We start from the raw sequence: 24,062 nt of genomic DNA on the forward strand, positions 1-24,062 counted from the left end.
CGGTGCGTTCGGCCACACGGCTTGCTACGTCGGTTGACGGACATCGTCAACCGACGCCGTCGCCGGCCGTCCGGTCGGTGATGATGAGGGGGTGACGTTGAGGATCGACATCAGCGGCCTGCCGTCGGAGCGCCTGCGGTTCGCCGCCTCCCCGCTGGCCGAACTGACCGCGATGCTGCACGTGTTGGCCGAACCCGGGCATCATCCGCAGCTCGCCGGCTGGGCCGGGGATGTCTGGGCCGGGCTGCGGCCGGAGCTGGCCGAGCGGCTCAGGGAGGCGGAGTTCCTCTGGCGTTCCTCACAAGCCGACTTCCTGATCCCCGCCCGGCCTCGACCGACCCTCGCCGAGGAGTTGGACGACGTGGACCGGATCGACGACGAAACGTATGTGACCGCCGCGCTCGTCACCACATGCGGCAGCAACCGGGTCCACTTTGCCGCACCGTCGCCGCTCACCGATGCGAGTGCGCGCGAGCGGGCCCTGGACCTGGCCCAGGCCCGCGGCGCGCTGCAAGAGGCCTTCGCGGAACGGCTGCTCGCGGACCCGGCAGCTGTGCGGGCGCGGGTGCGCCACACCCTCGAACAGTGCGCCGAGGCCTTCTTCGACGCCGCCTGGGCGGGCGTCGCCGTGCAGCTCGCCACCGATTTGCGCCTGAAGAACGACCTGTTGAAGCGCCAGGGCATCGGGTCGGCACTCGCATCGGTCTCCGCCGCGGTCACCCTGGCACCGGACGGCGACTGCATAGTCGTGGACAAGGTGCAGGACAAGGCGACCGCCGCCCACGGCACCGGGGTCACCTTCATCCCCAGCGTTTTCGGCCGCCCGCACCTGGTGGCCGTCCACGCGCCCGGGTGGCAGCCGGTGGTGCAGTACCCCGTCGCCGAGCCGAGTCCATCAGAGCCGGTATCGCTGGAAACGGTCACGCTGCGGCTGGAGGCACTCGCACATCCGGTACGGCTTCGGCTGCTGCGCACCCTGGCCCGCGGCCCGCACACCACCAGCGAGCTGGCCCACGCCTGGGAACTTTCACGACCGGAGGTCTCCCGCCACCTCGCCGTCCTGCGCCGTGCGGGCCTGCTCACGGCCCGGCGGGACGGTCGCTACGTCCGTCACACCCTCAAACTGCCCGATCTGACGGCGCTGGGCGCCGACCTGCTGGCGGCCGTACTGCGCTGAGCAGTTCGGTCTGCCGGCACGCGGGCGACCGCCGCCCTCGCGCTCGGCGTCCTGGACGCGTTCGGCGTCGATGCTGCCCACCTGGTGGGTGCGTCCCTCGGCGGCATCATCGCCCAGCGGCTCGCCGTCACCCACCCCCACCGGGTCCTGACCCTGACCAGCCTCTCCTCCCAGCCTCTGGGCAAGGACACGGCCGTCACGGTCCGGCGCGCACTCGCAGGCGAGCCTCCGCTCCCCGGTGAACTCCCGCCGCCCGCACCCCAATTGCTGGCCGCGCTCGTCTCCACGTTCCCCGAACCGGAGGCGACGCTGCAGGAATACCTCGCCGCCAGGCTGCCACTGTGGCGCGTACTGCACGGCCCGGCACTGCCGTTCGACGAGGACGAGTACCGCGCGATGGAGGAGCAGGTGTACGAGCGGGCACGCGATCTGCAGGCCGCGCTCAACCACACGTTCGCCGGAGCGGCCGGCGAGGACCGCAGCACCGAGGACCTGGCGTCCGTCACCGCACCCACACTGGTCCTGCACGGCACCGAGGACCCGATGTTCCCGCCTGCGCACGCCGAGGCCACCGCCGCAGCAATTCCCGCGGCCCGTCTGGTCATGGTCGACGGCATGGGCCACACACTGCCCACGGCACTTGACCACCGGCTCGCCGAGGAGATCCTCCGGCACACCGCGGGCGTTTAGGCCGTTCCGCAGGTCATCGGCCGCAAGGCGCCCCAAAGGGGGAACTCCGGGTGCAGCAGCGCGGGCCGGGCCCTGACGCTGCGACGCTCGGCTCCCCGCGGCCGCGGAAGGCGCCCCCGTACCTGCCCTGACGGGCCGACGGGGCGCCTTCCCGCCGCACGACGATCTCCCAGACCGGCGGACCTCAGCAGTGGCGGTCCGCCGAACACCGAGCCGTGTCCCGGTCCCGGCGCCGGACGCGATCAGCGGGCATCGAGCTCCGCGATCAGCTTCTTCGTGGCGATGACTCGATAACTCTCCTCCACCCAGTCGCACAGCACCTCCGCCGACGGTGCGCCCTTCGGCGAAAGGGGGATCTGTACCCAGCCCGCCTTCCCCAGTCCGTAGCCGGACGGTTCGGCACCCGGGCAGGACAGAGCGTGCGCATGCATGGCCTCGTCCTTCAGCTTGACGCCGACACCCACGGGGTAGCTGCCGTCGGTCACTCCCAGAAAGACGAAGATCTTCTTATTGACCTTCACCACAGTCTCGCCCCAGGGAAAATCCTCGCCCGCGGACGGCAGTCCCAAGGCAAAACTCCGCACCTTCTCCCACTTCGCCACGACGTGCTTCGCCGGTGCCGCCATGCCGTCCTCCCGATCGCGTGACCCGTTCCCTATCACACCAGCCTCGGCTGCCGATTTCGGCCGGACAAGTCGGGGCGTGCCGAGAATCCTCGGGGTTCGGTGCCGGCCATGTCCTGGCGCTGCCCTGATCCGCGGTCCCCGCGTCATGACCGATCTCACCACCCCGGGATGCGGAAGCCGCCACGCTCCCGCATCCCGGGGCACCCGCACGGTCGTCAGACCATCACGTGCTTGACCTGCGTGTAGTCCAGCAGGCCGGCCAGCGAGAGATCGCTGCCGTAACCGGAGTGCTTGACCCCGCCGTGCGGCATCTCGGACACGGTGGTGCCGTGCGTGTTCACCCACACGATCCCGGTGTGCAGGGCCCGGGTCGCCCGCATCGCGCGGTCGTGATCCGTGGTCCACACGCCGGCGGCCAGACCGAACCGGATGTCGTTGGCCCATCGCAGCGCCTCCGCCTCGTCGGTGAACCGCTGCACCGTCACGACGGGACCGAAGATCTCCTCCTGCACGATCTCGTCGTCCTGACGCACACCGGCGACAACGGTGGCCTCGTGGAAGAAGCCGGGACGCCGGAGCCGCGCCCCGCCGGTGACGATCTCGGCGTGCTGCGGCAGACGGCTCAGCATGCCCTGCACCGAGGCGAGCTGGGTCGCGTTGTTGAGCGGGCCGTAGTCGGCGTCCCCCTCCCCCGGCGCGGCGGTACGCAGTTTCTCCGCGCAGGCGGCGAACGCGGTGAGAAAGGCGTCGTGAACACGGTGGTGGACCAGGAACCGGGTGGGCGCCGTGCAGTCCTGGCCGGCGTTGTAGTACGCGACGGCGGCGAGTTCCTCGGCGGTGGCCTCGATGTCCACGTCGTCGTGGACGATGACCGGGGCGTTGCCCCCGAGCTCCAGATGGACCCGCTTGAGGTCGGCAGCCGCAGCGGCGGCGATCTCCTGGCCCGCCCGGACACTGCCGGTGAGGGCGATCAGCCTGACGGCGCGGTGGGCGGTGAGTGCCCGGCCGGTGTCGCGGTCGCCGCAGACCACGTTGAGCACGCCCGGCGGCAGGTGCTCGGCCGCGAGCCGGGCCAGCAGGGCGGACGACGAGGGCGTCGTGTCGGCCGGTTTGAGTACGGTCGTGTTGCCGGCCGCGATCGCCGGGGCGATCTTCCACGCCGCCATCATCAGCGGGTAGTTCCAAGGGGTGATCTGGGCGCAGACGCCGACCGGTTCGCGGCGCAGCAGTGAGGTGCGTCCCTCGGTGTACTCGGCCGCGGCGGCGCCCGGCAGGTTCCGGGCGGCGCCTGCGAAGTAGCGCAACGCGTCGGTGATCGCGGGCAGTTCCTCGGTCCTGAACAGCTCCGGGGGCTTGCCGGTGTCCCCTGTCTCGGCTGCCACGAACTCGTCGGCGTGCGCTTCGATCTCGTCCGCGATGCGCAGCAGGGCCCGCTGCCGTTCGGCCGGGGTGGTCGTGGACCAGCCCTCGAACGCCGCTGCCGCCGCTTCGACGGCCGCGTCCGTGTCGGCCCGGCCGGAGCGCGGCGCGTTGCCGTGCACCAGGCCGGTGGCGGGGTCGGTCAGCTCCATCACTTCGCCGGAGGCTGCGGGAAGGTCCGCTCCCCCGATGTGATTGAGCACCGTCCGATCCGAAGGAGTCTCAGCCACGGCGCAGCGCCTCCCTGGCCGCGGCCCGTCCGGTCCGCACGGCGCCCTCCATGTAGCCGGCAACCCACTGGTCGGATCCGCAGACGTAGAAGGGCGGTTCGTGGGTTCCGTGCAGGGGGCCGACGGCCATCACGTCGCCGGGGGTCCACTGGGTGACGTACCCCTGGGTCCACGGGTCGGTGCCCCACATGCGCACGTACGTGGCGAGCGGCCGGTGGGCGTCCCCGCCGTACAGGCGCGCGATGTCGGAGAGGAGTTCGACCTCACGCAGCGGGGCAGGCATGCCGAGCAGCACGCCGAACCGCTCGGGCGGGACGAGCGCGGAGAGGATCCCCTCGTTCTGCGGCCAGGTGCTGCCGAGCACGCCTTCGCATTCGGAGAGTCCGTTGAGGTCGCGGCTGCGCCAGAACGGCTTGTCGTACGCGGCGACGAACTTGGCAGCGACCGCCTGGCGTTGGCGGTGCAGCGATGCGAGGCGCTCGTCGGAGACTCCGGTGACGGTGACCGAGCGGAGCGGGCCGACGGGCAGGGCACTGACAACGGCGCCGGCGGAGAGGGTTTCCCCTCCCGCGAGGCCTACCGTGCAGCCGCCCGGCCGTACGTCGATCGTCCGGGCGGGCGCCCCGAGCCGTATGCGGTCACCGAGCCCGGCTGCCATGCGCAGCGCCACGGTGGCCGATCCCTCGGCAATCCTCAGCCCCTCCCAGTCGTCGTAGTCGTAGTGGTCGGACTGCTCACCGCCGGGGACGGCGGCGTTCTTGCGCAGTGCGGAGAGCAGGGAGGTCCGTTCGTACGAGCCGCTCGCCAGCGCAAGTTGGCCGATCTCCCAGAGGCGTACGACGGCCGGTGTCGCCCCCTGGGAGCGGAGCCAGTCGCCGACGGAGAGCCGGTCGAGGGCCGCGGCGTCGGGGTGGGACCACGGGTCGTCCGGGTCGACGGTCCGGGCGAGGGCGGTGAAGGCGGCGGTGACCTTCTGGTGGCTGGTGTCGTCGCCGGGACCGAACCAGTGCGGCGGGTCCCCGGCGGAGATGCCTTCCGCGGTGGCGCGGACGATGGCCCCGGGCTCGGCAACGTAGCTGGGGATCGGAGTGAGTCCGAGTTCCGCGGCGAGCGCCAGGTAGGCGGTGTGCGCCCGGCCCACCACCTCGCCGCCGAGCTGGACGAGCCGGCCGTCGGGGAGTTCGGTCTGTTCCACGCGCCCGCCGACCCGGTCGCGGGCCTCGAGGACGACGACGTCGGCCCCGCCTGCGGCCAGGTCACGTGCGGCGGCGAGACCGGCGAGGCCGGCGCCGAGCACGATGACATCGTGAGTCATGGGGTGTTCCTTCGATCTGGGGAGAACATCGGGAGCGGCCGGCGGTCAGCCGAGGACCTGGCAGTGTTCCGGCTTCCAGCCGATCTCGACGCTCTCTCCGCCGCTCCAGCGGTCCTCCATACGGGAGCGGTCGGTGTTCTGCTCCAGCACGGACACGGTGACGCCGGCGGCGAGTTCGATGAGGTAGGTGGTGGTCGGGCCCGAGTAGACGGTCTCCCGGACGACTCCCGGCACCTTGGCCATGCCCGCCTGGAAGTCGGAGAGCCAGATCTTCTCGGGTCGGATCGAGAGGCTGACCCTGCTGCCGTCGGTGACATCGGGCCGGGGGCCGACGGGCAGCGCGGGGCCCTGGTCGATGACGACCTCGCCGGAGCGGTAGGTGCCGGGGACGAGGTTGGAGGTGCCCATGAACGAGGCCACGAAGCTGCTGGCCGGCCGTTCGTAGACGTCCTCCGGGGTTCCGCACTGCTCGACGCGGCCCTCGTTCATCACCGCCACGCGGTCCGACATGGTCAGCGCCTCGTCCTGGTCGTGGGTGACGAAGACGAAGGTGATGCCGACCTCGCGCTGGATCTGCTTGAGTTCGACCTGCATCCGGCGCCGGAGTTTGAGATCGAGAGCGGCCAGCGGCTCGTCGAGCAGCAGGACCTGGGGGCGGTTGACCAGGGCTCGCGCCAGGGCGACGCGCTGGCGCTGACCACCGGAGAGCGTGGGGGGCTTGCGGTCGGCCAGGCCGCCGAGCTGTACGAGGTCCAGCATGGTGGCGACGCGTTCGCGGATCTCGGGCCGGGCGACACCCTTGCGCTTGAGGCCGAAGGCCACGTTGTCCGCCAGCGAGAGATGGTCGAACAGGGCGTAGCTCTGGAAGACGGTGTTGACGTTGCGCTTGTTCGGCGGAAGGGCGGTGACGTCCTCGCCGTCGAGCAGGACGCAGCCTTCGGTCGGGTCGGCGAAGCCGCCGATCATGCGCAACGTGGTGGTCTTGCCGCAGCCGGAGGGGCCGAGGAGGGAGAAGAACTCGCCCTGTGCGATGTCCATGGAGATGTCGTGGACGGCGTAGGAGTCCCCGTACTGCTTGCTGACGTGGTCGAGCCGGACGGCGGGGGTCGGGTGCATGGGTGTCACTTCCCGGAGAGCAGGTCGAGGCCGCCGCGGCGGCCGAACAGACGCGGGATGAAGAGCGCCAGGGCGATGAGGCAGATGGATCCGGCGAGCATGAGGGTGCCGACGGCGTTGATGGTGGGCTGGACGCCGAACCGGATCGCCGAGTAGATGCGTACGGGCAGAGGCTGCGGGTCGACGCCGGTGGTGAAGTAGGCGAGGACGAAGTCGTCGAAGACGAGGGCGAAGATCAGCACCGCGGAGGCGAGGATGCTGGGGAGCAGGGCCGGCAGGGTGACCAGGCGCAGTGCCTGCCAGCGAGTGGCCCCGAGGTCCATCGCGGCCTCCTCCACCTCCGGGTTGAGTGCGGCGATCCGCGAGCGAAGGATGACCGTCACGTAGGAGATGGAGAACGTGATCTCCGCGAGCATCACGGTGCCGGTGGACAGGGTGATCCCCATGCCCTTGAAGAGCAGCATCGCCGCGACGCCGGTGACGATCTCCGGGGTGATCAGCGGCACGAGCATGACCAGGCCGGCGAAGGAGCCCAGGCGGCTGCGGCAGCGGACCAGGCCGAGGGCCAGGGCCACCCCGAGGATCAGGGAGCCGACCATGGCCACCAGGGACACCCGCAGGCTCATTCCGAGCGAGTCGAGCAGGACGTCGTCGCGGAAGAACGCCGCGTACCAGCGGAGGCTGAAGTCCTGGAACACCGTGAGGGACTTCTGCGAGTTGAACGAGAAGAGGATGACGACGCCGATGGGGAGGTAGAGGAGTGCGAAGAACGCGGCCGTGACGGCTATGGCGAACCGGGGCCGGCTGTCGGCTCCGCGTCGGGCCGGCCGGAAGAGGCGACGGCGCCCCGGAGTGCGGGCAGGGCCGGTGTCCGACTCGGCGGTGGGGCGAAGGCTCGTGCGCTTGGCCGTGCGGTGGGGTGGCCGGAGGGCGGGGCGGAGTGTCATCGGGCCGCCACCTCCTCGTCCTTGCGGGTACGCCGCAGGTAGCCGAGCATGCCGAGGAACAGGACCGCCATCAGCAGCATGGTGAGGGCGGAGCCGAGCGGCCAGTTCTGGCCTTGGAAGAACTTGTCCTGGATCAGGTTTCCGATCATGATCTGGTCGGGGCCTCCCATGAGCTGGGCGCTGACGAAGTCGCCCATGGCGGGCAGGAAGACGAGGACGCAGCCGGCCGCGGCCCCCTGACGGGTGGCGGGCACGGTGACGAAGAGGAACGTCCGCAGCGGCCCGCCGTAGAGGTCGCGGCCCGCCTCGATCAGCGAGACGTCCATCCGTTCCAGCGCCGCGTACAACGGAATGATCATGAACACGATGAAGCCGTAGACGAGCCCGGCGACGACACCCACCCCGGTCTGGAGGATCTTGGTCCCGCCGTCGGCGATTCCGACCGCGCGCAGGGCTTTCAGCAGCGGTCCGTCGTCGGAGAGCACGACCGACCAGCCGTACATCCGCACCAGGTAGTTCGCGAAGAACGGGACGACGATCGCGGCGATCAGCAGGTTCTTGAACCTTCCGCCGCGCAGCGCGATGGCGTAGGCGACCGGGTAGGCCACGACCAGACAGATGACGCAGGTGAGCAGTGCGTACCCGAGTGAGCGCAGCAGCACGGAGCGGTACGCGGGGTCGGCCATCGCCGCGATGTTGTCGAAGTTGAGCCCGAACTGCGGGTTGCCGAGCGCGTCGGTGGTGCCGAACGCGAGTGTGGCCACCAGCAGGAGGGAGCAGATGAGGAAGCCGGTCATCCAGAGGGTGCCGGGGATCATCAGCCAGGTCCACAGCCGGGTGCCGGAGGCGGAGGGTCCGCTGCGGGGGCGCGGGCCCTTCGGAGGGGTACGTGGTGCCATGTCAGCCGGCCTTCACATGGGTCCAGGCGGTGTCGCGGGCCTTTTCGCCCCGCGAGGTGCCGTTGCGGAAGAAGAGGTCGTTTTTGAGGTCGTCCGCGGTGACCAGGCACTCGGGGAACGGCTCCACCAGCGCGCTGTACGTGTCCTCCGTACCGCCGACCGGCATCGGATAGCCGATGTACTCGATGTTCTTCTTCACGTTCTCCGGGCGGAGCATGTAGTCGATGAAGAGCATCGCCGTGCCGGGGTGCTGGGCGTTGGCGGGGATGGCGTAGCAGTCGGAGTTGACCGGGGCACCTTCGCGCGCGACCTGGAAGCCGAAGACGGAGGGGTCCTTGGCCTGGCCGAGCATCGCGGCCATGTCCCCGCTCCAGGCCTGGGTCATGGCCGCGTTGCCGTTGAGGAGGTTGTTGTAGCTGTCGCTGGAGAATCCGCGCAGGTGGGGCCGGAGCGACGTCAGGGTTTCGGTGATGCGGTCGAGGTCGTCCTCGTCGGAGGTGGTGAGGCCGAGGCCGAGCTTGAGGGCGCCCATGCCGAGCACCTCGTCGCGGTCGTCGAGCACGAAGACCTTGCCCGCGGCCCGGGCGTTCCACAGGTCGCCCCAGGAGCCGGTCAGCTCGCCGAGTCGGTCCCTCCGCCAGCCGATGCCGGTCTTGTACATGGTGAACGGAACGGTGTGCGCGGAGCCGGGGTCGTACCAGGGGTCGGCGAAGTAGTCGTAGTTGCCGAACACCGCGTCGGCGTGCTTCAGCCGGGTGTGGTCGATCCTGCGCAGCGTGCCCGCAGAGGCCAGTCGCTCCGCCCATTTCGCCGTGGGAAAGATGATGTCGTAGCGGTTTCCGGCGTTGAGCTTGGCGGCCATGCCTTCCATGGAGTCGAAGTTCGACTGGATGACCTTGACGCCGTACTCGTTCGCGAAGCCTTCGAAGACGGCCGGGTCGACGAAGTCGGCCCAGTTGAAATAGACGAGGTCGCCGTCGGGCTTGACCTCGATCGGCGCTTCCGCGGCCGCCTTGTCGGCCGGGTCGGGCGCGAATCCGCAGCCGGCGACCGTGAGGCCCAGGGCGGCGGCGGTGCCCCCGCGCAGGAGCGAGCGTCGGGACAGCAGGGGTGCCTCGGGGGACATCGGTGGTCCTCTCCGTAGGGGCCGCAGGGGGACGGCGAAGGACGAGCTGTTTCAGGGCGCGGTCAAACGGTGCACGGAGCCCTGACTCCGTGCTCGACCAGGGAGCCGCGGGACGGTGGGGGACGGAACCGCCCGGACGGCTGGGACGGCTCGCTCACCGGGAGCGGCTCACTGCTCCGATCCGTCGAGTTCGGCCCGTACACGCCCGGCGAACCAGCCGACCGCCGACTCGCGACGCGACAGCGGACCCGGTTCGAAGCCCGGCGTGGTCAGTCCGTGCTGCACCCGGGCCACCAGTTCGGCGTCCTCGTCGTTGGTGATCCAGCCGATGTGGATGTTGAGCCGGCGGGCGAGGCGGGTGCGCAGGCTGGTCCCTCGGCGGGTGTAGAACGCGCCGGGTACGGCCACGCGGTCCACCGCCGTCGGGATGGCAGTCCAGGCAAGCACATGGTCGGGGTAGAAGTCGAGGAGAGTGTTGGGGTAGATCACCGCGTACCGCCAGACCCTGCGGTCGGCTTCGGTGAGGCCGGGCATGGGGGCGGCAATGCGCTGGTAGAGACGTTCGGCCCAGTTCGAGGACGGCTTGTCCCTGAGCGGCGAGGCGAACAGCGCGTACGACTTCTCGATCTCGCACGTGTAGCTCTGGTAGTCCAGCAGCCGCATGAGCCCCGGGTGGGCGACCGGAACGTGGTAGCCCTCCAGATAGTTGTCGACGGCGACCTTCCAGTTGGCGTGCTGGACCTCGGCGCCGGCCAGGTCGTGGATCCGGCTGCGGCCGACCGGCACGAGATCGGTTCCGGCGTAGTGGCCGACCGCTTCGGCGAGGCCGGCGCACTGCTCGGCGAGCGGCTGCGCGTCAGGGTCGAGATTGGCGAAGACGAAGCCGAGGAACGATTCGACCCGGGCCGGGAACAGGCCGAGCCTGGGCTTGTCCAGGCACGGGATCTGTCGGGCCTCGGGGGCGCCGACCAGACGGCCGTCGAGTTTGTACGTCCAGCCGTGGTACGGGCAGCGAATCGCCTTGCCCGACGGTTCCGGGACGGTGACCAGCCGAGTTCCGCGGTGCCGGCACACGTTGAGGTGCGCGGCTAGGTCACCGTCCTCGGTCCGCACCACCAGTACCTCGCGGTCGGCGACGGTGGCGGCGAGCCGGGCTCCCGGTCCGGGCAGGTCGGACTCGTGGCACACGAGCTGCCAGGACTTGGCGAAGATGTGGCGGGTCTCGGCGGCGGCCGTGTCGGGGTCGGTGTAGTAGCGGGCGGGCAGAGCCTGCCCGGGACTGCCTTGGCTGAGCTGATTCAGCGGTGCTTCGGGGGCTTGGGGCTGCATCGGCTGACTCCTCCATGCCGCACGGGGCGATCGGTGTTGAGGCGGCCCTGGGGCGGTCGGCGGGCTGTGTCGAAGGGAACTGAACCCGCCTTGACTAATTGGTCAGTCAGATTGCTGGGGGGTTTCCGCAGTGTCAAGACTTGTGGACTGACTAATTGATTAGTTAGCGTAGTCGCCATCGCAGATCGCCGCGATGCGTCGTTCTCGTCGTAGTCGTCGTTCACGTCGTTCACGTCGTCCTCGTCGGACCGAACGCCGCAGCCGCCCGGACGCCCCACGTCCGGGCCCGTACTGCAAGGCCCCCGTCGCACGGCATCGCCACCCCGGCGGTGTGCCAAGGGCATCGCACGTCGCCCCTTGCCCCACTGCCGGCCACGGTCCGGCCGCGCCACGGCATCCCCTTCCCCTCCCCCGGAGGCACGCATGAGCGGTCGTCGGAGTCTGGTCTGGCTCGGGCTCACTCCCGAACCGGAGCGGGAACTGCCCCCCGCCATCGCCGCACTGCGCACCGGTGCGCTCAATACGGCCACGGCGCCACCAAAACTGGCGGCCGCCGAGCGGCGGCGGGTGGAGACCTTGATCCTGCGCGGCAGCCGACGCAGCTGGCTCCGCTATCTCGCGGAGGTCACCGCCCTGGTGACCGATGTGGCCGACGGCTCCCGGCCGGGCGACCGGCGGGCCGCACTGCTCGCAGGAGAAGTGGTGCTCGACCACCACCGCATGCTCATCGGCCTGCCCGGACCCGGATACGACCGGACCGCGGCGGACCGCAGGGCCCTCGAAAGGGCGGTACGCACCCTGCGCACCGCCTCACCGGACGCACCCGATGGAGGCCGAGGATGACTGGGATCCGATCCCTGGTGCCAAAACTGCCGGGCTCCGTACTCGGCCCGGAGCCGGACGTGACCGAGACGGCCGATGCCTACCTCGCCGCCGGCGGCTACCGGGAGACGACCGGCACGGACATGCTGCTCGACCACATAGCTGCGGCCGGTCTCCGCGGCCGCGGCGGCGCCGGTTTCCCCGCCGCGGTGAAACTGCGGGCCGTCCGCGACGCCGGAGGAAGGCCGGTCGTCGTGGCCAACGGCGAGGAGGGCGAACCCGGATCGGCCAAGGACCGCTGGCTGCTGCGGGCCAGGCCGCACCTCGTCCTGGACGGCCTCGCCCGCGCCGCGGCCATCACCGGCGCCGCACGGGGATATGTGTACCTCTCCGATCCGGCGGCGGGCGACAGCGTCCGCCGAGCCCTCGACGAGTGGAGTCCCCCGATCCCTGTCGAGGTGATCGAGACCGTGCACACCTATGTCGCCGGCGAGGAGACGGCGGTGGTCCGCAGGATCAACGGCGGGCCGGCCCTGCCGACCGCCAAGCCGCCCCGTCCATACGAGCAGGGCGTCGGCGACGAGCCGACCCTCGTCGCCAACGTCGAGACCCTCGCACGTATCGCCCTGATCGCCGCATGGCCGGACCTGCGTCGGCAGATCGCCCGCACCACCCTGGTGACGCTGTCCGACGGGCGCGGTGCGCCGCTGCTCACCGAGGTTCCGTACGGCACCACTGTGCGGGCGCTCGCCGAGGCCCAGGGCACCCCCGATGCGACCGGTGCCCTCATGGGCGGACTGTTCGGCGGACTGATCGGGCCCGACTCCCTCGGCCTCGGGCTCGACCCCGACACACTGGCCCACGCGGAGACCGCCCTGGGCTGCGGAGCGATCCGCTTCCTCACCCCCGGCGAGTGCCCGGTGACGACCGCCGCCGACGCCGTCGGCCACCTCGCGGCCGAGAGCGCGCGGCAGTGCGGCATCTGCGTGTCCGGCACCGCCGCGATCCGCGAGGCCCTGCACGGCCTGACCACAGGAACAGCCGGACCCGATGCACTCCCCAAGCTCCTCCGATGGTCCTCCACCCTGCCCGGGCGGGGCGCCTGTGGCCTGCTCGACGCCGCAGCAGGCACGGCAGGAAGCCTGATCCGCGCCTTCCCCGAACTCGTCCGGTCCCACATCGGCGCTCCGTGCGCCGAGTGCGCCTCCCGTCCTCAGGACGGAGGACCCCGCCTCGCGGTGCCCGTACCGACGGTCGCGTACCCGCCCGCCGCCACGCTGCCCGGCCCCTCCCCGGTGCCCTCGCTGAAAGGAACGCCGTGAAACTCCTGCTGGACTCCACTCGCTGCCAGGGCTACGGCCTCTGCCAGGAACCCGCTCCCGACCTCGTCGAACTCGACGAATGGGGCTACGCAACCGTCGTCGCCGCCTCGGTGCCGTCCGGCGGCGAGGAAGCGGCCCGCGCATGCGCCGAGGCCTGCCCCAACTCCGCGCTCAGGCTGGAGAAGTGACATGGGCCGTGACCTGAGCGCTCTCTTCGATCCCAAGTCGGTCGCCGTCGTCGGCGCCAGCGACGACCCGGCGAAATACGGTCACGCAGTGGCCTCCCAGGCCCTGCGCGCCCCCGGCCGGCGCCCCGTGCACCTGGTGAACCGCCGCGGCGGTACGGTCCTCGGCCGCACCGCCGCCACGAGCCTCGCCGACGTGGGCGAGCCTGTCGACCTGGTGGTCGTTTCCGTACCCGGCGCCGGCTTCGAGGCCGCCGTCGACGACGCACTGGCGTGCGGCGCGCGGGCGATCGTCGGCATCACCGCCGGCTTCGCCGAGGCGGGCCCCGCCGGGCTGGCCCGACAGCGTGCGATCACGGAGCGCGTGCGCGCCGCCGGCGCCGTCCTGGTCGGCCCCAACTGCCTGGGGATCGCGGACAACACCACCGAGCTCTACCTGGCCTCCGACACCTTCACGCCCGGCGGTGTCGCCCTGCTGAGCCAGAGCGGCAACCTCGCCCTCGAACTCCAGCTCCGCTTCGCGCCGCACCGGATGGGCTTCTCCCGCTTCGTCTCCCTCGGAAACCAGGCCGACGTCACCCTCGTCGACCTCGTCGAGGACTGCGCGCGGCACGAGGCCACGCGTGCCATCGCCGTGTATGCCGAGGACTTCGGCGACGGCCGCGCCTTCGCCGCCGCCGCCGCGGCGGCGGGCAAGCCGGTCGTGCTGCTGACCGCCGGCCGCGGCAGCGCGTCGGCCCGCAGTGCCCAGTCGCACACCGGAGCCCTCACGACCTCGGCGGACGTGGTGGCCGCCGCCTGCCGCGACGCCGGGGTGGAACTCGTCCCCACACCACGGGACATGACCATCGTGCTGGCTGCCCTGAACGCCGGGCAGCGAGCGAGCGGAAGGCGGACAGCGGTCTTCACGGACGGCGGCGGCCACGGCGCCATCGCCGCCGACGCCGCCGAGGACGCCGGGCTGGACGTGCCGGAACTCGGCGCGCCCGCGCAGGAGCGACTGAGGAGCGTGCTGTGGGAGCAGTCGTCGGTCGGCAACCCGGTCGACCTGGCCGGGATGGGTGAGCAGAACCCCCTCTCGTACGCCGACACGGTCGCAGGGCTGCTCGCCACCGACGAGATCGACACCGTCCTGATGACGGGCTACTTCGGTGGCTACGCGGCCTCCGAGGGCGGTCTCGGCGGCGGCCCGGCCGGCGGTGCCGCGCTCGCCGAGGGCGAGTCGGATGCCGCTCGGGAGATCGTCGCGCACCTGAGGAGAACACCGAAGCCCCTGGTCGTGCAGTCGATGTATCCGCAGTCACCGAGCTGCCGGTTGCTGGCCGACGCGGGGATACCGGTGTTCGCCGCCACCGAGGACGCCGTCCGCGCACTGGCGGCGATGACGGGTCCGGCGGCGGGCGCCGCGACAGGGGTCACCCCGCTTCCGCCCGCAGCGGCGCCGCTGCGGGACACCGGGTACCACGGAATCCGGGCGCTGCTCGACGCCTCCGGTGTGCCGTTCCCGCCGGCACACGAGGTCACCGACGAGGCCGGACTGCTGGCCGCGGCCGAGGAGTTCGACGGTCCGTACGTGCTGAAGGCCCTGCACCTCCTGCACAAGTCCGACGCGGGCGGCGTGGCCCTGCGGCTGGCCGACCGGGCTGCACTCCTCGCCGCGTACCGGGACATGCACGCCCGGCTCGGCGCGCCCTCCTATTCCGTCGAGGCGATGGCCGACCTCACGGACGGCATCGAGCTGATCGTGGGCGTGAACCGCGACCCACGGTTCGGACCGGTCGCCATGGTCGGCCTCGGCGGAGTCCTCACCGAGACCCTGCACGACGTCGCCTTCTCGCTCGCCCCCGTCCCGGCCCGGCGTGCCGAAACCCTGCTGCGAGGCCTGCGGACCGCTGCGCTGCTGTCGGGCGTGCGGGGCCAGCCGGCCGTCGACGTGGGCGCCGCGGCAGCCGTCATCGAGCGCATCACTACCGTCGCCGCCGCGCACCCGGAGATCGCCGAACTCGAGGTCAATCCACTGCTGGTGCGTCCGGACGGTGCCCTGGCCCTCGATGCCCGTGCCGTCCTGGGCTGACCCCCTGCTGTCCCAACCCCTCGAGTCCCGGAGGACACCATGGACTTCCGCTACACCCCCGAACAGACCGACCTCAAGACGCGGGCCGCCGCCTACACACAGCTCCTGATGCAGTACGAGGACCAGTCCGAGGAGGCCGGCGGGCCGCTGCCCGCCGAGACGGTCCGGGAACTGACCCGTGCCGCCATCGACGCCGGCGTCTACGCGATCAACATGCCGGCGGAGTGGGGCGGTCCCGGCCTCTCCCTGCTGGACCAGGTCATCGTCGAGGAGGAGTTCGGCAAGGTCACGAACTGCCTCTGGGACATCCCCTGGCGGCCCGCCAACGTCCTGGCGTACGGCACCGAGGAGCAGCGGGAGAAGTATCTGCTGCCGGTCATCCGGGGCGAGCGGTTCGACGCGTTCGCGGTGACCGAACCGGGTGCGGGCTCCGACCCCGGCTCGGGCACCAGTACCGCTGTCCGCACCGACGGCGGCTGGCTGATCAACGGCGAGAAGTGGTTCGTGACCTGCGGTGACATCGCCGACTTCCTGCTGGTGCAGGCCGACGCGGGACCGGAGCGGGCGCCGACCCTGTTCTTCGTGGACAAGCAGGCGCCGGGTGTCGCGATGACGCGCGTCCCCCGGTTCATGCACTCCGCGGTGAACGGGCACCCCGAGTTCACCTTCACCGACGTCTTCGTCCCCGACGAGGACGTGCTCGGCGGCGTCGGCAACGGCTACGAGCTGACGAAGGAGTGGTTCACCGACGAGCGGCTGATGATCGCCGCGCGGACCATCGGCGCTGCCGAACGCGCCCTGGAACTCGCCCGCGACTGGGCCGTCGAACGCCGCCAGTTCGGCTCCCGCATCGCCGACTTCCAGCTGATCCAGGGCATGCTCGCCGACTGCGCCGTCGACATCGCCGTGAACCGTGCCTACAGCCACCAGGTCGCCTGGGAAGCCGACCAGCCGCACACCGACCGCAAGACCCTGCACGCCAAGGCGTCGACGGCGAAACTCGCGGCGAGCGAGGCCGCCGGCCGGGTCATCGACCGGTGTGTGCAGATCTTCGGCGGCCGCGGCTACGACCGCTCCTACCCCGTCGAGCGCATGTACCGCGAACTGCGCGTCGACCGCATCTGGGAAGGCACCTCCGAGATCCAGCGCCTCATCATCGCCAACGAACTCATCAAGCGCGGCACCCGGGCACTCTCGCTGCCCGTCTCCTGACGCCCTGCCACCCCGTGACCACAACCCCCGAGGAATGACATGGACTTCCGTCTCACCGCCCGTCAGGAAGAGCTCAAGAGCTCCGCGCGCGGGCTCACCGAGTTCATCATGAAGTACGAGCTCGGCTGCGAGGAGAACAACGGCCTGCCCCCGCAGGCCCACGCCGAGATCCGTGACGCCGTGCTCGACAGCGGCCTGCAGGCTGTCAACATGCCGACGGAGTGGGGCGGCGCCGGCCTCACCGTCCTGGAGCAGGCAACCGTCCAGGAGGAGCTCGGGCGGCTCACGGGCGCGCTGTGGGACATGGTGTGGCGTCCGGCGAACGCGTTGCGCTTCTGCACCCCCGAGCAGCGCGAGCGGTACCTCGTCCCCGTCATCCGGGGCGCGCGCCGGGACTGCTACGCGGTGACCGAGCCCGAGGCCGGATCCGACCCGCAGAACCTCAGGACCACGGCGACGCGGACCGACGGTGGCTGGGTGCTGAACGGCGAGAAGTGGTTCGTCACCGTCGGCGACCACGCCGACTTCATGATCGTGCTCGCGGCGGCCGGGGCGGAGCGGGCACCCACACTGTTCCTCGTCGACAAGGACACTCCGGGCATCGACATGACCCGGGTGCCGCGCTGGATGCACACCTTCGTCTACGAGCACCCCGAGTTCACCTTCACCGATGTCCACGTTCCGGCGGACGCCGTACTCGGCGAGGTGGGCAACGGCTACGACATCACTCGCTCCTGGTTCACCGAGGAGCGGCTGATGATCGCCGCCCGGACCATCGGCGCCGCCGAACGCGCCCTGGAACTCGCGCGCGACTGGGCCGTCGAACGCCGCCAGTTCGGCTCCCCCATCGCTGACTTCCAGCTCATCCAGGGCATGCTCGCCGACTGCGCCGTCGACATCGCCGTGAACCGCGCCTACACCCACCAGGTCGCCTGGGAAGCCGACCAGCCGCACACCGACCGCAAGACCCTGCACGCCAAGGCGGCCATCGCCAAGCTGTCGGCGAGCGAGGCGTCCGGCCGCGTCATCGATCGGTGCCTGCAGATCTTCGGCGGCCGCGGCTACGACCGCTCCTACCCCGTCGAGCGGCTCTACCGCGAACTGCGCGTCGACCGCATCTGGGAAGGCACCTCCGAGATCCAGCGCCTCATCATCGCGGGCGAACTCGTCAAGCGGGGCACGGGCGTTCTGCAGATGCCCTTCGCCGGCTGACCGCAACGCGGCGGTCCCGGCCGTCTGCCACGGCCGGGACCGCCGCAACACCCGCACGAACAGAACCCGCAACCGCTGCCCGCCAGTACCCAGTGGATGGAGAACCGATGGCCGACGTGGAACGCATGGGGATCGTGGGCTGCGGCCTGATGGGATCCGGTATCGCCGAAATCTGCGCACGTGCCGGACAGGACGTCGTCGTTGTGGAGACGAGCCGGGCGGCCGCGGACGCCGGCCTGAGGAGGATCGCCGGCTCCCTGGAGCGCGCCGCCACCGCCGGGAAGCTGTCCGCCGCCGAACGCGACGCGGCGCTCGGCCGGATCGCGATGACCACGGACATGGCCGGGATGGCAGACCGCGATCTCGTCGTCGAGGCGGTGGCCGAGGACGAGTCGGCGAAACTGGACGTGTTCGCCCGGCTCGACGCGGCCGTGGAACGCACGGACGCGATTCTGGCGACCAACACCTCCTCGATCCCGGTCATCCGGCTCGCGGCGGCCACCTCGCGCCCGGGACAGGTCGTCGGCCTGCATTTCTTCAACCCCGTGCCGGTGCTCCCGTTGGTCGAGCTGGTGCCATCCCTGCTCACCGGTGAGGAGACCGCACGGAGGGCGGAGACGTTCGCCTCCCGCGTGCTGGGCAAGCAGGTCATCCGCGCCCAGGACCGCGCGGGCTTCATCGTGAACGCGCTGCTCGTCCCCTACCTGCTGGCCGCCGTGCGGATGGCCGAGACCGGCACCGCATCCGTCGAGGACATCGACCAGGGGATGACCCTGGGCTGCGCCCATCCGCTCGGGCCGCTCGCGCTGGCCGACCTGATCGGCCTGGACACCACGCAGGCCATAGCGGAGTCGATGTACGAGGAGTACCGGGAACCGCTGTACGCACCGCCGCCGCTGCTCGCGCGGATGGTCGACGCCGGCCTGCTCGGACGCAAGTCGGGCAGGGGTTTCCACACCTACCGATGACCACCGGGGCCGGGGCCCCCGGCCCCGGCGCCACGATACGCAAAGATGGAGTGCAGCTGGGCGGCCGCCGGGCCGACCACCAGGGCACGATCCGGGACGGGGAGCATCAACGTGACCAAGGCCGAACGCACGATCGAAACGCGTGAGCGGATCCTCAAATCCGCCTGCGAAGTGATCGCCGAGGTCGGCTTCGAGAAGATCCGTATGCGCATGGTCGCCGAACACGCAGGCGTGTCGACGGCGCTGCTGCACTACCACTTCGAGACCCGCGAGAAGCTGTTCGCCGAGGCGATGACGCATTCCTTCGAACAGACCGGCACCGATCTCGAAGGCGGCGACGCCGACTCCGTCCCGGCCTCCCTTACCCTGGCGCGCATCGTACGGAGCCTGCTGCCGACGGACCCGGAACTCCGGCAGGACTGGAAGCTCTGGCAGGAGCTCTGGGTGCGCTCACTGCGTGATGAGACGGCCCAGAGCCTCGCCGTCGACCTGTACGGCCAGCTCCACACCTGGGTCGGCGGGGCGCTGGAGCAGGGCATCGACTCCGGGGAGTTCGCCGCCTGCGACGTCACCGCGACGAGCACGCTGATCCTCGCGCTGTGCGACGGCTTCGGCATCCGCCTGATGCTGGGCGATCCCCGGGTCACGCTCGACACCGCACAGGCAGCGATCTGGCAGGCCATCGCGCCGACTCTCGGCACACCGCCCCGGTTTCCCTCCTTCTGAGTGCGACGGCCGTGGTGACCTGCGCCGAGGCCTGCCCGGGCGAAGGAGCGCCGGTCACGTGTTTCCTCAGCCACGCAGCACGGCGAGCTGGAGATGGACGGCGGCGGTGACCCGGCGCTCGTCGTCGGTGGCAAGCAGGTCCAGCAGAGCACCTCGGAGCACCGCCAGGGCCAGCGTGCGCCGGGTGGCACCGTTCTCGCCTTCTCTCTCCGACCGTGGTTGACAGGTGGCCAGGACGTCGAGCCAGTCGTTCACTGTCGCGCGGGCGAAGCCGGACCAGGCGCCGTCGGGCTCGACGAGGGAGCGGGCGTAGGCCTCGGCCCACAGCCGAAGCAGCGGGCGATGCTCGCCGGAAGCCAGCCACGCCCAGACCTGCTCGACCGCCAGTGCCAGGCCGACGGGCCGGTCGGCCTGCCTGAGGTGGTCCAGGATCGCCAGCTCGTCGGTGCGGGCACGCGCCAGCAGTGCCCTGACCAGACCGTCCTTGTTGCCGAACAGGAACATCAGGACCCGGGGGCTGGAGCCGATGGCCGAAGCCAGCGGGCGCAGTGACAGGTCGGTCAGGCCGTGTGCGAGCGCGTACCGGTAGGCGGCCTCCAGCAGCTCGACCTGCCGGGCGGACGGGGTTGTCGCTTCCTGGGACATGGAGCTAGCCCAATATCACTGAAACAGTCGTGTCAGTGGAGATCGGATTCGTGGCCCAGGGGCCTGGGAGCAGCTCATGTCGCAACAGGACCACCAGCCGCACGTCACCGTGCGCCGGGCCGACCGCCCCGGCGACCTGGGCTGGGTGGTGATGGCCCACGGCGAGGTCTACGACCGGCAGTTCGGCTGGAACGCCGAATTCGAGGCGCTGGTGGCGAAGATCGTCGCCGACTACGCAGCGGAGCACGACCCGGCCGAGGAAGCGGCCTGGATCGCCGAGGTCGACGGCGTGCGCGTGGGCTGCATCTTCCTGGTGTCCGGCGACGAATCGGGGGTGGCCAAGCTGCGGATCCTACTCGTCACCCCGGCCGGCAGGGGCTTGGGCGTCGGCACCCGTCTCGTCGAGGAGTGCCTGACCTTCGCTCGCGAGGCCGGCTACCGGAGGGTGACGTTGTGGACCAACAACGTGCTGGTGTCTGCGCGCAGGATCTACCAGAGCTTCGGCTTCGCCCTGGCCGACGAGGAGCCGCATCACAGCTTCGGTCACGATCTCGTCGGCCAGAACTGGGTCCTCGACCTGGACGACAGCCCGGCGGGCAACCGCAGGAGCCCTGCCGACCGGTCATGAGAACTCCTCGTGCCGTGAACCCGGTTCACGTCGTGAATCAGCGCCGCGAAGGCTCTCGGCGGCGGGCAACGGGATCAGCGCCCGACATCACGACACCGACTTCAGGGCCCGAGGATCAGGCGCGGGCCGCCTGGCCCGAGGACCGGGCGTGGACCGTCTCGATCACCGCGATCGCGGCCGGCGCGGGCAACCACGTCACGCCTGCCACGGAGAACCCGGCGCGCTCGCACAGCGACCGGGACACCGCCTCCGTTCGCTCGCGGCCTCCGACGTCGACCGGCATGGTGGGTCACCGAGGTACATCAGCGACGGCGAGTCAGGGCGCAGACGGGCGCGTGGCGAACACCGCCCCGGCGATCCGCATCACCCGCTCGGTCTCCTTCGCCACGTCACGGCCCGTCGGGTTGGTCGAGTACACCAGCACGCGCCTCAGGTCCCGCATTGCGAAAGCGCCACTCGCGTATCCCGGGTAGGCGCCGCTCTTGCCCCAGACCACCACGCCGTTAGGCAGCTCGCTCCGCATGACACCGCCGTAGCTGTAAACCGCCCCGGGCACGCCCTCCGGAATCGTGAACAGCAGCTCCTGCTGCTCGTGCCGCAGCAACCGGCCGCCCAGCAGCGCGGTCAGGAAACGGGACAGCTCCGGCGCATTGGAGATCATGCCGCCCTCGGCCCAGGCATAGGGGTCGGCGCAGCTGACGTCCTTCAGTTCGGACGACCCCGGCACCGCTGTCAGGCCTCGGGTGTGGGGCGCCGGGATCGACCAGTCGTCCGCGTCGGGGACATAGGTGTGCCGCAGGCCGAGCGGCCGGACGATGCGATCACGAACCTCCTCGGCGTAGGTCCGACCGGTGATCCTCTCGATGAGCCTTCCGATGACGAAGTAGTTGATGCCGTTGTACCGGTAGGTGGCGCCGGGAGTGGTCGGTGTACCGCAGGACAGTGACGAGGCGATCACCTCGGCCGGCGTGCCGGGACGGAAACAGGTGGGCTTCTGCAGCCCGCTCGTGTGGCTGAGGAACTGTCCTACGGTGATCCCCTCATAGCCGTCCGGAAGCAGCCCGGGCGCCAGCTCGGAAACGGTGCCGTCCAGCCGCACACGGCCCTCGCCGACGAGCTGGAGGGTGACCGCTGCCGTGAAGAGCTTGGTGATGCTGCCGATCCTGAAGTGCGCGTCGGCACTGGGCACGGACACCCCGGAGATGCCGGTCCAGCGACCGTCCCGGCCGGTGACACGTAGCAGCGCACCCGACATGGTGTCGTCGGGCAGCCCGGCTATCGACTGCCGCAACGCCTCGCGGTCCAGAGCCGGTAAGGCCGACGACGCAGGCCGCCCCCCTGTGTCCGCGACGGCCGGCACGGTCCCCGCGGTGAGGGCGACGAGCGCCGCGCCCGCCGCCACGAGTGCGGTCCAATTACGCTTGAGGCGCTGTGAGTTGGTCATGGGAGAACTCTTTCGGCCGGTGATCCGGCCGGGTATCGGGAATCACCCCGGTTCACACCCCGAGGTGTCCCCGACACGCACGGCGCGGGGCTGTCCTCCGATTCGCACCGAGCCGGCCCGGCTCCGCCGACTCCTCGATCACATCGCCGAGTTGCGCACGAGAGACACAGCCTCGCGGGACGGTGCCTCGCAGGACGGTGCCGAGGCCGCCACGGGTCAGGCTTTCGCAGCGGTGCTCGCCGTCGCCCCCGGCGGTCGCACCATGAAGACATCGATCGGGTCCTGGGCTTCCACGACGAACCCGTGGCGCTCGTAGAGTCGGCGGGCAGCACTGCCCTGCAGGACGTTCAGTCCCACGGTCATGCCCTGCGCGTCGGTCCTCTCCAGCACCGTGCGCAGAACAGCGGATCCGAGCCCTCGGCCCTGATGAGATGGAGCAAGGTAGAAGTGCTCCAGCCACTGCCTGCCTTCTGCGGGCCGGACCGTGACGCAACCGACGAGTTCGCGGTCGATCACGATGATCGACGTGTGCTGCTCGGAGAAGGAATCCCGCAGCCGCTGCCGCACCCGGTGCTCGTCGTAGCGCCCAAGGCGTTCCAGATCCGCACGCATGACTGTGGCCCGCAACTCCGCGATCAACTCGATGTCCGCTGCCGCCGCCGAACGCAGCGCCCAGGCCGCGCCGTTCGCCGACGTGGTCCGTACAGTCACCACCACGTCCGATCGCGTCCCGTTCCCCGTCACCCCGGCGTCCATGGCCGGAGTATCTCAGTCCGCCTGCTCCGACCAGGCACGCGGGCTCTCTCCACCCCAACTGCCCCGTCCCGCCACGGCCTCGATCGCGGCTGTCCGCACGATGTCCTTGTCCGAACAGGACGACTAGTGTCCTGAGTCGTGATTTCGCTGCGAATGTAGTGAGGTGTTCGGCATCCTGGGTGGATGGCGAGGACGGGACGACCGAAGGCCGAGTTGGTGCTGACCGACGATGAGCGTGAGACGTTGACGCGTCGGGCCAGGCGTCGCAGGCCCTGGCCCTGCGGTGCCGGATCGTGCTGGAGAGCGCAACGGGTGCGACGAACAAGGATGTCGCCGCCCGTCTGGGCATTGAGGCACATACGGTGAGCCGGTGGCGGAGCCGGTTCGTACGCGACCGTCTGGAAGGTCTGGCCGACGAACCGCGCCCGGGCGGGCCGCGGACGGTGACGGACGAGCAGGTCGAAGAGGTCGTGGTGCGGACCCTGGAGGCCGCTCCGAAGAATGCAACCCACTGGTCGACACGGGAGATGGCCCGGCAGACAGGCTTGTCGCAGTCGACCGTCTCGCGGATCTGGCGGACGTTCGGGCTCAAGCCGCACTTGGTGGACACCTTCAAGCTGTCGAAGGATCCGCAGTTCATCGAGAAGGTCAGGGATGTGGTGGGGCTGTATCTTGCCCCGCCCGACAGGGCGTTGGTGCTGTGCGTGGATGAGAACACGCAGACCCAGGCGCTGGACCGGTCCGCCCCGGTGCTACCGATGATGCCCTCAGTGATCATATGCGGTCAGTGAGCGCAGGAACGGCTGTCCTGTGTGGTCGTTGTGCCAGATCGCGGCGGTCATTGCGAAAATGCACCGCATGACGCGGGCGACGACACCGCCGGGTGTGCGCCCTCGGTGCCGTTCGACATCAAGTTGGCCCTTGAAGGTCTCGTTGACCGACTCGATGACCTGCCGCAACGGCTTGAACAGGGGCGCTCCGGGCCGCTCCGGCTCGCCTATGCGGGCCGGGCGCAGCAGCCGGCTGTCCTGCCCGGCCAGTTCGTGTTCGAAGCCCCGGCCGTAGTAGTTCTTGTCGCCGATCAGCGTCTGGCCGGGCCGGTCGGCGGCCAGGCCGGGTTCGGCAGCGAGGAGGTCCAGCAGGGTCTCGCGCTCGTCGGCCTTGGCGCCGGTCAGGGCGAAGGCGACTGGCAGG

Annotated in this window: 23 protein-coding genes and 2 pseudogenes; 12 read left to right on the top strand and 13 right to left on the bottom strand. The window is 70.6% G+C overall.

Annotation, left to right across the window (positions count from 1 at the left end; genetic code table 11):
• Positions 1-91: 91 nt before the first annotated feature.
• The gene (locus AC067Z_RS29745; protein WP_478792726.1) at positions 92-1,177 is read left to right on the top strand and encodes a DUF5937 family protein; all 1,086 of its coding nucleotides are present in this window, start codon (positions 92-94) and stop codon (positions 1,175-1,177) included.
• Between the two features lie 42 nt (positions 1,178-1,219).
• A pseudogene (locus AC067Z_RS29750) lies at positions 1,220-1,867 on the top strand (alpha/beta fold hydrolase); the annotation flags it as partial.
• A gap of 242 nt (positions 1,868-2,109) precedes the next feature.
• Here the strand turns inward: AC067Z_RS29750 and AC067Z_RS29755 are convergent.
• The 8 genes from AC067Z_RS29755 to AC067Z_RS29790 form a co-directional block, all read right to left on the bottom strand.
• On the bottom strand, positions 2,110-2,493 hold the full coding sequence (locus AC067Z_RS29755; RefSeq protein ID WP_478792727.1) for an MmcQ/YjbR family DNA-binding protein: 384 nt from the start codon (positions 2,491-2,493) through the stop codon (positions 2,110-2,112).
• A 215-nt stretch (positions 2,494-2,708) separates the two neighbouring features.
• Complete coding sequence (locus AC067Z_RS29760; protein WP_478792728.1) at positions 2,709-4,142, bottom strand: aminobutyraldehyde dehydrogenase; 1,434 nt, start codon at positions 4,140-4,142, stop codon at positions 2,709-2,711.
• Entirely contained in the window at positions 4,135-5,457 is a 1,323-nt protein-coding gene (locus tag AC067Z_RS29765) for a flavin monoamine oxidase family protein (RefSeq protein ID WP_478792729.1), read from the bottom strand. Before AC067Z_RS29765 ends, AC067Z_RS29760 begins: the two co-directional genes overlap by 8 nt.
• Positions 5,458-5,502: 45 nt before the next feature.
• Positions 5,503-6,573 (bottom strand): ABC transporter ATP-binding protein, encoded by a 1,071-nt coding sequence (locus AC067Z_RS29770; protein ID WP_478792730.1) that lies wholly within the window; start codon positions 6,571-6,573, stop codon positions 5,503-5,505.
• 5 nt (positions 6,574-6,578) lie between these two features.
• Positions 6,579-7,520, bottom strand: coding sequence for an ABC transporter permease (locus AC067Z_RS29775; RefSeq protein ID WP_478792731.1), 942 nt, complete (start codon positions 7,518-7,520; stop codon positions 6,579-6,581).
• The gene (locus tag AC067Z_RS29780) at positions 7,517-8,419 is read right to left on the bottom strand and encodes an ABC transporter permease (protein WP_478792732.1); all 903 of its coding nucleotides are present in this window, start codon (positions 8,417-8,419) and stop codon (positions 7,517-7,519) included. Before AC067Z_RS29780 ends, AC067Z_RS29775 begins: the two co-directional genes overlap by 4 nt.
• A gap of 1 nt (position 8,420) precedes the next feature.
• Positions 8,421-9,545, bottom strand: coding sequence for a polyamine ABC transporter substrate-binding protein (locus AC067Z_RS29785; RefSeq protein ID WP_478792733.1), 1,125 nt, complete (start codon positions 9,543-9,545; stop codon positions 8,421-8,423).
• Between the two features lie 168 nt (positions 9,546-9,713).
• Positions 9,714-10,874, bottom strand: a complete 1,161-nt coding sequence (locus AC067Z_RS29790) for an aromatic ring-hydroxylating oxygenase subunit alpha (protein ID WP_478792734.1) — start codon at positions 10,872-10,874, stop codon at positions 9,714-9,716.
• A 423-nt stretch (positions 10,875-11,297) separates the two neighbouring features.
• Between AC067Z_RS29790 and AC067Z_RS29795 the strand changes: the two genes are divergently transcribed.
• From AC067Z_RS29795 to AC067Z_RS29830, 8 genes are all read left to right on the top strand, one after another.
• Complete coding sequence (locus tag AC067Z_RS29795) at positions 11,298-11,717, top strand: hypothetical protein (RefSeq protein ID WP_478792735.1); 420 nt, start codon at positions 11,298-11,300, stop codon at positions 11,715-11,717.
• Positions 11,714-13,018, top strand: coding sequence for an NADH-ubiquinone oxidoreductase-F iron-sulfur binding region domain-containing protein (locus AC067Z_RS29800; protein WP_478792736.1), 1,305 nt, complete (start codon positions 11,714-11,716; stop codon positions 13,016-13,018). The genes AC067Z_RS29795 and AC067Z_RS29800 overlap by 4 nt, the downstream gene beginning before the upstream one ends.
• A complete protein-coding gene (locus tag AC067Z_RS29805; protein WP_478792737.1) occupies positions 13,015-13,206 on the top strand; it encodes a ferredoxin in 192 nt (63 codons plus the stop codon). Before AC067Z_RS29800 ends, AC067Z_RS29805 begins: the two co-directional genes overlap by 4 nt.
• 1 nt (position 13,207) lies before the next feature.
• Entirely contained in the window at positions 13,208-15,277 is a 2,070-nt protein-coding gene (locus AC067Z_RS29810) for an acetate--CoA ligase family protein (RefSeq protein ID WP_478792738.1), read from the top strand.
• Between the two features lie 39 nt (positions 15,278-15,316).
• On the top strand, positions 15,317-16,489 hold the full coding sequence (locus AC067Z_RS29815) for an acyl-CoA dehydrogenase family protein (protein WP_478792739.1): 1,173 nt from the start codon (positions 15,317-15,319) through the stop codon (positions 16,487-16,489).
• A 39-nt stretch (positions 16,490-16,528) separates the two neighbouring features.
• Positions 16,529-17,701, top strand: a complete 1,173-nt coding sequence (locus tag AC067Z_RS29820) for an acyl-CoA dehydrogenase family protein (RefSeq protein ID WP_478792740.1) — start codon at positions 16,529-16,531, stop codon at positions 17,699-17,701.
• A gap of 107 nt (positions 17,702-17,808) precedes the next feature.
• On the top strand, positions 17,809-18,669 hold the full coding sequence (locus tag AC067Z_RS29825; RefSeq protein WP_478792741.1) for a 3-hydroxybutyryl-CoA dehydrogenase: 861 nt from the start codon (positions 17,809-17,811) through the stop codon (positions 18,667-18,669).
• A 111-nt stretch (positions 18,670-18,780) separates the two neighbouring features.
• The gene (locus AC067Z_RS29830; RefSeq protein ID WP_478792742.1) at positions 18,781-19,395 is read left to right on the top strand and encodes a TetR/AcrR family transcriptional regulator; all 615 of its coding nucleotides are present in this window, start codon (positions 18,781-18,783) and stop codon (positions 19,393-19,395) included.
• A gap of 66 nt (positions 19,396-19,461) precedes the next feature.
• Here the strand turns inward: AC067Z_RS29830 and AC067Z_RS29835 are convergent, their stop codons facing one another.
• Complete coding sequence (locus AC067Z_RS29835; protein WP_478792743.1) at positions 19,462-20,040, bottom strand: TetR/AcrR family transcriptional regulator; 579 nt, start codon at positions 20,038-20,040, stop codon at positions 19,462-19,464.
• Between the two features lie 76 nt (positions 20,041-20,116).
• Here AC067Z_RS29835 and AC067Z_RS29840 point away from each other — a divergent pair, with 76 nt between their 5' ends.
• Positions 20,117-20,668: a GNAT family N-acetyltransferase gene (locus AC067Z_RS29840; protein WP_478792744.1), complete on the top strand. Its 552-nt coding sequence runs from the start codon at positions 20,117-20,119 to the stop codon at positions 20,666-20,668.
• 115 nt (positions 20,669-20,783) lie between these two features.
• Here AC067Z_RS29840 and AC067Z_RS29845 read toward each other — a convergent pair whose 3' ends face one another.
• From AC067Z_RS29845 to AC067Z_RS29855, 3 genes are all read right to left on the bottom strand, one after another.
• Positions 20,784-20,951, bottom strand: a complete 168-nt coding sequence (locus tag AC067Z_RS29845) for a hypothetical protein (RefSeq protein ID WP_478792745.1) — start codon at positions 20,949-20,951, stop codon at positions 20,784-20,786.
• Between the two features lie 33 nt (positions 20,952-20,984).
• Positions 20,985-22,112 (bottom strand): serine hydrolase domain-containing protein, encoded by a 1,128-nt coding sequence (locus AC067Z_RS29850; protein ID WP_478792746.1) that lies wholly within the window; start codon positions 22,110-22,112, stop codon positions 20,985-20,987.
• Between the two features lie 216 nt (positions 22,113-22,328).
• Positions 22,329-22,868, bottom strand: coding sequence for a GNAT family N-acetyltransferase (locus AC067Z_RS29855; protein ID WP_478792747.1), 540 nt, complete (start codon positions 22,866-22,868; stop codon positions 22,329-22,331).
• 183 nt (positions 22,869-23,051) lie between these two features.
• Between AC067Z_RS29855 and AC067Z_RS29860 the strand changes: the two are divergent.
• A pseudogene (locus AC067Z_RS29860) lies at positions 23,052-23,629 on the top strand (IS630 family transposase); the annotation flags it as partial.
• Between the two features lie 6 nt (positions 23,630-23,635).
• On the opposite strand, the gene AC067Z_RS29865 reads toward AC067Z_RS29860, so the two are convergent.
• Positions 23,636-24,062 (bottom strand): transposase (locus AC067Z_RS29865; RefSeq protein ID WP_478792748.1); only part of this gene is annotated, 427 nt, incomplete at its 5' end.

It is taken from the genome of Streptomyces sp. NPDC043812 (genome assembly GCF_056436245.1).